A 10,897-nucleotide genomic window follows, 5' to 3' on the forward strand; every position below is an offset into this window, starting at 1 on the left:
GCCCAGGATGCCCCGGTAGTACTCGTCGTAGCGAGGAGTCGTGATGTTGAACGGTGTATCGCCCAGTTCGCGGCCGGGAAGCACACGGTTGCGTTGGTACGGAACCGTGTCGTAGCCGAAGGCGTCGAGGTACTCGGCGCTGTCGAGCAACACATCGACAAGGCCTTCCAGGCCTTTGGTCGCAATCACGATCGACCAGGAGAGCTCTTCGCCCTTGCCATTCACTTTGCGGCCGAGGATCCGTTCGCAGAGGTGACGGACAACCTGGTAGTTGCTGTTGAAGCCGTAGAAGGTGCGCTTGAAGGTGTCAGAGAGCACCAATCCGCGAATGAAGTCGCGAACGGTGATTTGGCCATCCTTCAGCTGAGACTCAAGGTTTACGTCCTGATCTGTTTTGAAGGCGTGGAAGAAGATTTGCCGGTAGGCGGCTTCCACAACGGTGTCGAGGTTGTCCCGATCGTCTGCAATCTCTAGGGAGTAAGCCCGTGATTCCTCGTCGGAGCCGACACGGAGGTTCGGAACACCAGTTCTCAAGGAGTTCTGGGTGATCGGTGCGTACTCCAGAAGAGGAATGACCACGCGAGCTACAGCATCCACTGCAGGAGATCGTAGAAGTGCTGGGTCTTGCCCCCCTCAGCTGCTGTTGCAGCGATTACATGCCGTAATACTTTCTCTAAGTACTTCTGCTTACCAGCCGAAGGGGGCGAGGGCGGTTCCGTTCGAAGCCATCGCTGGGCTGGTCTGGCCAACATCGTCCAGCTGCCGGGTCTCGATGCAGAAGGAGGCGTTGTTGGAGAGCCCCTGCACCGTGCTGGTGCGCAGCCGCACGTTCTCGCTGGCGAACCAGAAGCGCTCCAGGGAACTCATCATTTCGTAGTCCGTCGTGAGGATCAGGCCGTTTTCGTCGTCCATACGGAACTGGCCCGCCACCGGCGCTTTTTCGGCGTAACCGCGATCCCGCAGCAGCAGCCCCCGGCGCCCTGTTTCGTCTTCTGGGATCAGTCCGAACATGGTCTGGTCTTCATGGGATTCACCGACCCGATCCCAGGCCATCGATCCGCTCCAGCGCACCCAGCAACCGCCCACGATCTGCTCAACGCTGGCGTTGTTGCGTTCGGCGATCTCCGCAAGGCGTTCGTCGCCCTTAAGCAGTTCCTCCACAGCGATGAAGGAGGCGCCGGCTTCGGCGCGGCGATGCAGTAGGTGGTGCTGGCTGCGCTGTGAGGTCCAGCGGCCACAGCTCAGACGAAAGAAGCTGAGGGCGTCCGAGATCTCAAGCATCGCCGGCGTTGAGGAAGTGGGTTGATGATGGCAGCCCGACCACGACAGCTACGACAGCCATGTCAGCCACGGCAGCGGGCTTCGGCGGCGTTAATTAGATCGTCGAGGGTCAGCGCCAATGGAGGCTTGCCCAGTTCAAGCGCCAGTTGATCCAGCTGCTCCGCGGCTGCATTGAGCTGCAGCAGCAGGGTGCTGAAGAATGCCGGATCGTCAGCGACCACGGGTTGCTGCTGGCACCAGCGGCGCCGTTGGTTTTCGTCGGGGACCGCCCCAGTGTTCCCTGGAGCAGTCATGCATTGAAAACTGTCCAGACAGTGACTCAGCACCCGCACGTGATGGCGATCCAGCGGGGGCAGCAGGGTCGAGTCGATGCGTTCAATCGTGGCTCGGTCGATGGCCATCAGCCCTGCGCCAACGGGGTGATGCGGAAGCCGCAGGCGTGGCCGCCTTCGAGCCGCCAATGCACCCGTTCTACCCGGCAGTCCGGCACGGTGCGCCGGATCAGCAGCAATTCCTGGTCGCAGACCGCGGGAAATTCTTCAGCAATGCGCTGCACAGAACAGTGGGCCTCTTCGAGCCGCCAGCTGATGCCGTCGTCGTCCCGGCTGCAGACGGTCACATAGCCCTCATCGCGCCGCAGCCGTGCCAGGTGTTCGAGTCGAGCTTCCAGGGAGGCTTCGCCGAGGCTTTGCCGGTACTGGCTGGCCTTCGACTCCGCCTGCTGATTCAGCAGCTGGCGTACGGTCGCTTCGGGGAGATGGCTGCGCATCGAATCCAGTAGGCCAAGGGCGAAGCGCCCGCTGCCATCGGGGAACTGGGCCCGTCCTTCGTCGGTGAGGCACCAGCGATTGCTGGGACGACCCGGGCCGCTGGCATTGCTGCTGGCGCAGACCAAGCCGCTGTCGGCGAGGGAGCGCAGGTGCCGCCGCATGGCCTGAACGGAAATGCCCACGGCATCGGCAAGGGTGCCAGCGTCCTCCTCCCCGCGCTCCAGTAGCAGGGAGATCACGGCGTCGCGGGTGCTGGCGGGGGCCGAGGCGCTCATGACGAGGTGAAACCTCCTCACACGATGCCACCGAATTGCCTCGGCATGTCGGCCGTGTTGAGGGTCACAATGGGGAGCCCGCTGACCGGAGGCCCGTTGGCCTAGGCTTCCAGTAAGGAAAGCGCGGGGTTTCGTAATTCGCCGCTCCCTCCACTTCCATGTCCGATGCCCCTCAAGAGCCGACAGCAGAAAGCCTGGAGGTCATCCGCAAGTTCGCTGAAACCTACGCGCAGCGCACCGGCACTTATTTTTGTGCGGACCCCAGCGTCACCGCTGTTGTTCTGAAGGGTCTGGCGCGTCACAAAGACGATCTGGGGGGAGCGCTGTGCCCTTGCCGCCATTACGAAGACAAAGAGGCCGAGGTCTCTCAAGCTTTCTGGAACTGTCCCTGTGTTCCGATGCGCGAGCGCAAGGAATGCCACTGCATGCTCTTCCTCACCGAGGACAACCCCTTCGCTTGCCCTGAGAAGACGCAGACCATCACCATCGAAACGATCAACGCCACCGCCGACTGAGCTGAATGACCAGTACCTCCACACGGGATCTCGTCAGCCAACCGTACAAGTATGGCTTCGTCACCGAGATCGAGACCGACAAAATCGCCAAGGGTCTCAGTGAAGAGGTCGTTCGCCTGATCTCGGCCAAGAAAGAGGAGCCGGACTTTCTGCTGCAGTTCCGGCTCAAGGCGTTTCGCCACTGGCTCACCCTCGAGGAGCCCGACTGGGCTGCCCTTGGTTATCCCGAGATCGATTATCAAGACATCATCTATTACGCGGCTCCCAAGCAGCAGGAGAAGAAGGCCAGCCTCGATGAGGTGGATCTGAAGCTGCTGGAAACCTTCGACAAGCTCGGCATCCCGCTGAGCGAGCAGAAGCGTCTCAGCAACGTGGCGGTGGACGCTGTTTTTGACAGCGTTTCGATTGCCACCACCTACAAGGAGAAGTTGGCGGAACACGGGGTAGTGTTCTGCTCCTTCAGTGAGGCGGTCAAAGAGCATCCCGAGCTGATCGAGCGCTACCTCGGCATGGTTGTCTCCAGCAACGACAACTATTTTGCCGCCCTGAACTCAGCCGTGTTCAGCGACGGATCCTTCGTCTTTATTCCGAAGGGCGTCGAATGCCCGATGGAGCTCTCCACGTACTTCCGGATCAATTCCGGTGACACCGGACAGTTCGAGCGCACCTTGATCGTGGCCGAAGAAGGTGCCTCGGTGAGTTATCTCGAGGGCTGCACGGCACCGATGTTCGACACCAACCAGCTGCATGCGGCGGTGGTGGAACTGGTGGCCCTCGACGACGCCTCAATCAAATATTCCACGGTTCAGAACTGGTACGCCGGTGATGAAAACGGCGTGGGCGGCATCTACAACTTCGTCACCAAACGCGGCCAATGCCGCGGTGATCGCAGCCGCATCAGCTGGACCCAGGTGGAGACTGGTTCAGCCATCACCTGGAAGTACCCCAGTTGCGTGCTACAGGGTGCTGATTCGGTGGGTGAGTTCTATTCCGTGGCCCTCACCAACAACTGCCAGCAGGCCGATACCGGCACCAAGATGGTCCATGTCGGACCGCGCACCCGCTCCACGATTGTGAGCAAGGGCATCAGTGCAAGGCGCTCCAGCAACAGTTACCGCGGTCTCGTGCAGATGGGGCCCAATGCCAAAGGCGCCCGCAACTACAGCCAGTGCGATTCGATGCTGATCGGCGATCAAGCCGCTGCGAATACCTATCCCTACATCCGTTCGCAGCAGCCGCAGGCGGCCATCGAGCACGAGGCCAGCACCTGTCGCATCTCCGAAGACCAGCTCTTTTATCTGCAGAGCCGTGGCATCGGGTTTGAAGAGGCCGTCTCGATGATGGTCAGCGGCTTCTGCCGCGACGTCTTCAACCAGCTGCCGATGGAGTTTGCCGCTGAGGCCGACAAATTGCTGGCCCTCAAACTTGAGGGGTCCGTGGGCTGATCCCCTCCCCCACCTTGTCTCTGTTTTTTAACGACGCCTTCCGTGATTCGCCCTGCTGCTGAGCTGCTGCTCGACATCCAAGACCTGCATGCCTCCGTCGAGGACAAGCCCATCCTCAAGGGGGTGAATCTGCAGGTGCGGGCGGGTGAAGTCCATGCCGTGATGGGTCGCAACGGCAGTGGCAAGAGCACGCTCTCCAAGGTGTTAGCCGGGCATCCGGCCTATCGGGTCACGGGCGGCACCGTTCATTATCGCGGCCAGGATCTGTTCGAGTTGGAGCCTGAAGAACGGGCTCGTCTGGGGGTGTTCCTCGGATTTCAGTACCCCGTTGAAATCCCTGGTGTCAGCAACCTGGAATTCCTGCGGGTGTCCACCAATGCCCGGCGGGAAAAGCAGGGGGAGGAGGAGCTCGACACCTTTGCTTTCGAGGACCACGTTCACGACAAGCTCAAGGTGGTGCAGATGGACCCTGCCTTCCTTGAGCGCAGCGTGAATGAAGGCTTCTCCGGGGGAGAGAAAAAGCGCAACGAGATTCTCCAGATGGCGTTGCTGGAGCCCGTGGTGGCGATCTTGGATGAAACCGATTCCGGCCTCGATATCGATGCCCTACGCATCGTGGCCGGTGGTGTGAACCAGCTGGCGACGGAAGACAACGCCACGCTGCTGATCACCCACTATCAACGTCTTCTCGATGAGATCACCCCGGACTATGTGCATGTGATGGCGGCAGGCCAGATCCTGCGCACCGGAGGACGGGAGCTGGCCCTTGAGCTGGAGAAGACCGGATACGACTGGGTGGATCAGGAGCTGGCCGCTCAAGGAGCAGCTTGACCATGGCGAGCAGTGTGCTGGCGCCAGTGCAGGAGCGCGGTCGAGCCGCTCTTGAACAGCTTGGTCTGCCCAACCGCCGCCAGGAGTCCTGGCGTCTCACCGACCTCAAACGGCTTGCGGCTGTATCGGAATTGCCGGCTAGTGCCTCGCCACTGTCCACGCCCCTGCCGGCCAGCCTGGACGGGGTAACCCGTCTGGTGCTCAATGCTTTTGATGATCCCTTGTCCGGCCAGGTTCTTCCGGAGGGAATCACGGCGCTGAATGCTGAAGAGCTGGAGCAGGCCCTCGGCCACACCCTGGACCGCTGTGGTTGTGCCCAGGTCTGGCCCGTGGAGTTCAACCACGCCAAAGCCCACCACATCCTGGCCCTCAGGGTGCGGGGACGGGTCGGCACGTTGGAGCTGGTCTTGGCGGCGGGTGCCGGCTTGAACGCCACGCGGGTGATGCTGCTGTTGGAGGAAAAAGCTGAGCTTGAGTTGGTGCAGGTGCTGCTGGCTGAGGGGGCGTCGGCCCATAGCCATGTGCTGGAAGCTCATCTGGGGCAGGAGGCCCAACTGCGCCATGGCGTGCTGGCGACGGCGGATGGCGCGTCATCGCTGATGGCCCATTTGGCTGTCGAGCAGGAGCCCCGCAGTTCCTATACCCTCACTTCGGTGGTTCAGGGCTGGAACCTGGGACGGGTGGAGCCCCGGGTGGTGCAGGTGGATGGCCAGGCACAGACCGTGCTCAAAAGTCTGGCGGTCACCGGCGCCGAGCAGCAGCTGGCCACCCACACCGCGGTGCGCTTCGACGGGCCGGAGGGGGAGCTGGATCAGTTGCAGAAATGCCTGGCCGGCGGCCAATCCCACGCGATTTTTAACGGCGCCATCAGTGTTCCCCGCGATGCTCAGCGCACCAACGCCGCGCAGTTGAGCCGCAACCTACTGCTGTCTGACCGGGCCCGGGTGGACACCAAGCCCGAGCTGGAGATCGTGGCGGACGATGTGCGTTGCGCCCACGGCGCTACTGTGTCGCAGCTTCAGGACGATGAGCTGTTCTATCTCCAGAGCCGGGGCATCGCTGCGGCGGATGCAACGGCTCTGCTGCTGTGCGGGGCCTGCCAAGAGGTGATCGCCGAGCTCCCTGCTGCTGCGAAGGTTTGGCGCCCCCTGGAGCGCGTGATGGAGAGCTTCGCCCCATGACGATCGCCGCCGAGGCACGGTCCGGTGCTGATTTTGTAGGGTTATCGTCTCGATATCGTGCCGATTTTCCGATTCTTGAGCAGCGTGCCCCCGACGGTCGGCCGCTGATTTATCTCGATCACGCTGCCACCAGCCAGAAGCCCCGTCAGGTGCTCGAGGCGCTGCAGCAGTACTACAGCTGCGACAACGCGAACGTGCATCGCGGAGCTCACCAGCTCAGTGCCCGCGCTACCGATGCCTTTGAGGCGGCCCGCAGCACGACGGCGGCCTTCGTGGGCGCCGCCAGTTCCCGGGAGATTGTCTTCACCCGCAATGCCAGCGAAGCCATCAATCTGGTGGCGCGCACCTGGGGTGACGCCAACCTCAAGCAAGGGGATGAAATTCTCCTCACGGTGATGGAGCACCACAGCAACTTGGTGCCCTGGCAGCTGTTGGCTCAGCGCACCGGCTGCGTGCTGCGCCATGTGGGCATTATCGAATCCGGTGAGCTGGATCTTGAGGATTTCCGGGCTCAGCTCAACGAGCGCACCCGACTGGTGAGCCTGGTGCATATCAGTAATTCCCTGGGCTGCTGCAATCCCCTTGATCAGGTCATCCCCGCAGCCCATGCCGTTGGCGCCTGCGTGCTCGTGGATGCCTGCCAGAGCCTGGCCCACAAGCCGATTAATGTGGTGGCCCTGGATGCCGACTTTCTTGTCGGCTCCTCTCACAAGCTCTGTGGCCCAACCGGCATGGGTTTCCTCTGGGCGCGGGAGTCGCTGCTGGAGGCGATGCCTCCCTTCCTGGGCGGCGGGGAGATGATTCAGGACGTTTTCCTGGATCACAGCACCTGGGCGATGTTGCCCCACAAGTTCGAAGCGGGCACCCCTGCCATTGGTGAGGCGGTGGGCATGGGGGCCGCGATTCGCTATCTGCAGATGGTGGGTCTGGATGCGATTCAGGCCTGGGAGGCGCAGCTCACCCAGCATCTGTTCGCTCGGCTGCAGGCCATTGATGGTGTGAGGGTCTTAGGCCCCACGCCTGAACAACAGCCCGAGCGTGGTGCCTTGGCCACATTCCTGGTGGATGGCGTGCATGCCAACGACATCGCCGCTCTGATTGATGCCTCAGGGATCTGTATTCGCAGTGGTCACCACTGCTGTCAGCCCCTGCACCGCATCTATGACGCGATGGCTTCAGCGCGGGCCAGCCTGAGCTTCACCAGCACCTTTGAAGAGATCGACCGCTTCAGCGAAGAGCTCGCCTCCACGATAGCCTTCCTGCGCGAGCATAGCTGAGCCGGCTCAGGCTGCCAGCTGATCGTTGCTTGCTGCAGCTTCGCGTGGCCGCAGGGGCACAACTTTGTTGGTCTCGATGGCGTACTTCACCCAGCGGTAAGAGCGTGCGCCGGGGCGGGGAGCCGCGTTAATTCGGTTCAGGGCTGGCATAGCTGTCGCCGCGATAACGCAGGATCCGCATCAGTACCGTCGAAACAGCTGTCAGCTTTTCAGGCTTACTGCTTTTTCATAGGTTCCATGGGACACAGGTTGATTGTTCCTGCTGGTTGCTCGCTCAACTCATCACATCTGCTGAACGGGGTTGTGTGTTTTGTCACCGTCCGGATAGGTCCAATTCCCGCCTGAAAAAGGCTTCGGTTTGCTCGAGCACCTCGATCTGGGTGGCTTGGTTACGGAAGCCGTGGCCTTCCTCCTCGAACAGCCGCACTTCCACCGGAATGCCGTTGCTGCGCAGAGCCTCGGCCATGCGTTCGGTTTGTTCGGGAGGTACCACTTTGTCTTGTAAACCCTGGAAGAACAGCACTGGACAGCGGATTTGATCGGCATGCAGCAGCGGCGACCGCTGCTCATATAAAGAACGTGCTGCGGGCCATTTCCCCACCAGGCCATCGACGTAGCGCGCTTCAAACCTGTGCGTGTCTTCGACCATAGCTGTGAGATCACAGACCGCATAGCGGCAGGCGCCGGCCCGGAATACCTCGGTGAAGCACAGGGCCGCCAGGGTGGTAAAGCCGCCGGCGCTACCGCCTTCGATGGCGATCTGGCCGGGATCGGCGCGACCGGCCTCGATCAGGGCCTGCGCTGCGGCTGCGCAGTCGGCCACATCCACCACGCCCCAGCCCCCGTTGAGGCGCTCCCGGTAGTCCCGGCCGAACCCCGTTGAGCCGCCGTAATTCACATCCACCACGCCCCAGCCCCGGGAGGTCCAGTACTGAATCGCCAGGCTGAGGCCGCGGCGAGCCATGGCCGTTGGTCCGCTGTGGCTTTTCACCAGCAGTGGCGCAGGCCCTGGTGGCTTGCCGCTGGGGGGGTAGTACCAGGCATGGGTGCGTTCGCCTTGGTGGCCGTTGAACCACAGTGGTTCGGCCACGCTGATCGCCTCAACCGCCAAGGGTGAAGCGATGGCCGGGCTGTGGCTCCAGATCGGGGTGACCGGTCGCAAATCGAGTTCCAGCAGACCGGCCACGCTGGTGCTGTTGCTGGCAACGGCCACGGCGCGGCCGTTGCAGGCGCTCAATCCCGCAAGGTCATCAAACGGTTGCAGCAACGATTGCACCGCTCCGTCTAGGCTGAGGCGTTGCAACGACCAGGCCCCGCGGTTGCAGATGGCGGCGACCAGCTGTTCGCCATCCCAGGCCGTGGTGCTCATCCCATAGATCCACTGGGGCATGGCCGTTTCGGCAGCCATCGGCCAGGGCCTCTCCCAGGCGGCGTCGGCGCTGGGCTGGAGCATCAGGTTCCACCAACCCGTGCTGTCCTCCGCCACAAGCAACTGCCCGTCGGGCAGCCATTGGGGTTGAAACACCGAGATGCCGTCGCCTCCGGCCAGCTGACGGGGCTCGACCAGCCCGCCCGTGTCGCTGAACTCCGCGCACCAGAGACTGCTGCTGTCCCAGGGCATGGCGGGTTGCTGCCACTCCACCCAGGCGAAGCGCTGGCCATCGGGGCTCAAGCAGCCATAGCCGGCAAAGTCCGTCGGCTGGTGCAGCAGCAGCGGCGTCTGATCCGTTGCGTTCAGCGCCAGGCTCACTAGCTCGTCATGGCCCTCGATTTCACGGATTCCGATCCAGCGCTGCCTGGGCAAATCGAGAATGCCATCCGCCAGCTCCCAGTCGCCTTCTCGGCTGAGCCGTTGGGCTGCTGCCAGGGGGGTGGGTTGATTGGTGCTGGTCTGCGGCAAGCGCCAGCCCTGACGCCAGAGGCAGCCGCGCTGGATCCAGGCCAGGATCAGCCTGTCCTGCTCAATAGCGGTGGCGAGCACGCCGCCGCCGTAGTCATGCACGCGACTGCGCAGATTGCTGGGAGCCGGCGTCAGCTCCTGAGGTTCTGCTTCGGAATCGCCGAAACGCCGGATCAGGGCAGTGGTGCGGCCGCGCTCCTGGGGGCGCTGTTCCAGCCAGATCAGCCACAGCGTTGCATCGGGGCCACTGACCAGGGCCGGTTCCTTGAGTCCCGGCAAACGGCCGACGGCATGTTGCGCAGATAACGGAACGGCTCCCATAACGGCTGATTCAGGCCGCTTACCATGCTGAATCAACGCGGCGTTGGTTTTGGCAGGAAGCTTTGCAGAGTTGGCCCGTCAGGCCGATAAGTCGTGGGACACGATGCTGGTGCCCAAGACGGCCCTTGAAACCCCGCCGCTGGAGATTCACACCCTGGGCGATGAGGTGTTGCGGCAATCCGCGCGCCGCATCGGCAAGGTGAATGAGCAGGTGCGGGAGCTGGCCCGCGACATGCTGCGCAGCATGTACACCGCCAAGGGCATCGGCCTGGCGGCTCCTCAGGTGGGGATTCACCAGCAGCTCTTGGTGATTGATCTCGACCTTGAAAATGCAGCCACGCCGCCCCTGGTGCTGATCAATCCGGAAATCACGGCGGCCAGCGCCGGGCTCGACACCTATGAAGAGGGCTGTCTCAGCATCCCTGGGGTGTATTTCGATGTGGTGCGCCCCACCGCGATTGAACTGAGCTTCCGCGATGAGATGGGTCGGCCCCGGAAGATGAAGACCGATGGCCTGATGGCCCGTTGCATTCAGCACGAGATGGACCATCTCAATGGCGTGTTGTTTGTCGATCGCGTCACTGATGAAGACGGTCTGCAGAAGGATCTCAAGGAGAAGGGCTTCGAGCGCCAAGATGTGCGGAGCGTCGCCTGAAGTTATGCCGATGAAACCCCTGGCCGGCGTATTCCTGGCCCTTGCCTGTGTTCTGGGTATCGCCAGCACAGGTTGTGTGTTTGAACTGGCCTACGGTGATCCTGATCTCGGGGTCAAAACCACCAGCTGGATCCTGGCCCTGGCGGCCCCTGGAACCGTGGGGACCCTTCTGTTCGCCATTCGACTGAACAAACCGGCCTGATCGGGGGCGACCGATTCAGGCACCACTTTTACGATCCGCTCAGTTCCTCCATAGACGTGATAGCACGCTTTCGAACCGTGTCTGCTGCCGGCCTCGCTCTCGCAGCGACCTCTGCACCGGTAGCCCTGGCCCAGGGTTCGCTGTTCACGGCGGTGCCCGTGGAGTTGAGCAATTTCGTGTTGGTGTCGGCCCCGATCGGTCAGGGCGAGCGTTCGCAGTTGAACATCTACGAGCAGCGCACCAC

14 protein-coding genes are annotated in these 10,897 nt (G+C 62.3%); 8 read left to right on the forward strand and 6 right to left on the reverse strand.

The genetic code is table 11. The annotated features are described in order from the left end of the window. The 4 genes from ACGVJ8_RS05850 to ACGVJ8_RS05865 all read right to left on the reverse strand — a co-directional run. Positions 1-579: phycobilisome rod-core linker polypeptide (locus ACGVJ8_RS05850; RefSeq protein ID WP_392346283.1), on the reverse strand; the 579-nt coding region annotated here is incomplete at its 3' end. A gap of 108 nt (positions 580-687) precedes the next feature. Next, positions 688-1,281 (reverse strand): phycobiliprotein lyase, encoded by a 594-nt coding sequence (locus tag ACGVJ8_RS05855; RefSeq protein ID WP_392346285.1) that lies wholly within the window; start codon positions 1,279-1,281, stop codon positions 688-690. A gap of 62 nt (positions 1,282-1,343) precedes the next feature. Further along, the gene (locus ACGVJ8_RS05860) at positions 1,344-1,682 is read right to left on the reverse strand and encodes a hypothetical protein (RefSeq protein ID WP_392346287.1); all 339 of its coding nucleotides are present in this window, start codon (positions 1,680-1,682) and stop codon (positions 1,344-1,346) included. After that, positions 1,682-2,326, reverse strand: coding sequence for a helix-turn-helix transcriptional regulator (locus ACGVJ8_RS05865; RefSeq protein WP_392346289.1), 645 nt, complete (start codon positions 2,324-2,326; stop codon positions 1,682-1,684). Before ACGVJ8_RS05865 ends, ACGVJ8_RS05860 begins: the two co-directional genes overlap by 1 nt. 158 nt (positions 2,327-2,484) lie before the next feature. Between ACGVJ8_RS05865 and ACGVJ8_RS05870 the strand changes: the two genes are divergently transcribed. Genes ACGVJ8_RS05870 through ACGVJ8_RS05890 form a run of 5 tightly spaced genes read left to right on the forward strand, consistent with a single transcriptional unit; the run spans position 2,485 to position 7,575 of the window. Beyond that, entirely contained in the window at positions 2,485-2,841 is a 357-nt protein-coding gene (locus ACGVJ8_RS05870) for a ferredoxin-thioredoxin reductase catalytic domain-containing protein (protein ID WP_392346291.1), read from the forward strand. Positions 2,842-2,846: 5 nt separating this feature from the next. Further along, positions 2,847-4,286, forward strand: a complete 1,440-nt coding sequence (gene sufB / locus ACGVJ8_RS05875; protein WP_392346293.1) for a Fe-S cluster assembly protein SufB — start codon at positions 2,847-2,849, stop codon at positions 4,284-4,286. 42 nt (positions 4,287-4,328) lie between these two features. Continuing rightward, positions 4,329-5,117, forward strand: coding sequence for a Fe-S cluster assembly ATPase SufC (gene sufC, locus ACGVJ8_RS05880; protein ID WP_392346295.1), 789 nt, complete (start codon positions 4,329-4,331; stop codon positions 5,115-5,117). 2 nt (positions 5,118-5,119) lie between these two features. Next, on the forward strand, positions 5,120-6,298 hold the full coding sequence (locus ACGVJ8_RS05885; RefSeq protein ID WP_392346297.1) for a SufD family Fe-S cluster assembly protein: 1,179 nt from the start codon (positions 5,120-5,122) through the stop codon (positions 6,296-6,298). Beyond that, positions 6,295-7,575, forward strand: coding sequence for a SufS family cysteine desulfurase (locus tag ACGVJ8_RS05890; protein WP_392346299.1), 1,281 nt, complete (start codon positions 6,295-6,297; stop codon positions 7,573-7,575). Before ACGVJ8_RS05885 ends, ACGVJ8_RS05890 begins: the two co-directional genes overlap by 4 nt. A gap of 6 nt (positions 7,576-7,581) precedes the next feature. Here the strand turns inward: ACGVJ8_RS05890 and ACGVJ8_RS05895 are convergent, their stop codons facing one another. Further along, positions 7,582-7,725: a hypothetical protein gene (locus ACGVJ8_RS05895; RefSeq protein ID WP_392346301.1), complete on the reverse strand. Its 144-nt coding sequence runs from the start codon at positions 7,723-7,725 to the stop codon at positions 7,582-7,584. Positions 7,726-7,888: 163 nt separating this feature from the next. Further along, positions 7,889-9,796, reverse strand: coding sequence for a prolyl oligopeptidase family serine peptidase (locus ACGVJ8_RS05900; RefSeq protein WP_392346303.1), 1,908 nt, complete (start codon positions 9,794-9,796; stop codon positions 7,889-7,891). Positions 9,797-9,845: 49 nt separating this feature from the next. Here ACGVJ8_RS05900 and def point away from each other — a divergent pair, with 49 nt between their 5' ends. From def to ACGVJ8_RS05915, 3 genes are all read left to right on the forward strand, one after another. Further along, positions 9,846-10,451: a peptide deformylase gene (def, locus tag ACGVJ8_RS05905; protein ID WP_392346305.1), complete on the forward strand. Its 606-nt coding sequence runs from the start codon at positions 9,846-9,848 to the stop codon at positions 10,449-10,451. 4 nt (positions 10,452-10,455) lie between these two features. After that, positions 10,456-10,653: a hypothetical protein gene (locus tag ACGVJ8_RS05910; RefSeq protein ID WP_006850702.1), complete on the forward strand. Its 198-nt coding sequence runs from the start codon at positions 10,456-10,458 to the stop codon at positions 10,651-10,653. Positions 10,654-10,703: 50 nt separating this feature from the next. Further along, the coding region (locus ACGVJ8_RS05915) for a DUF3747 domain-containing protein (protein WP_392346307.1) at positions 10,704-10,897 on the forward strand (194 nt) is incomplete at its 3' end.

Source organism: Parasynechococcus sp. (assembly GCF_042954245.1).
In the GTDB taxonomy this organism is placed as follows: domain Bacteria; phylum Cyanobacteriota; class Cyanobacteriia; order PCC-6307; family Cyanobiaceae; genus Parasynechococcus.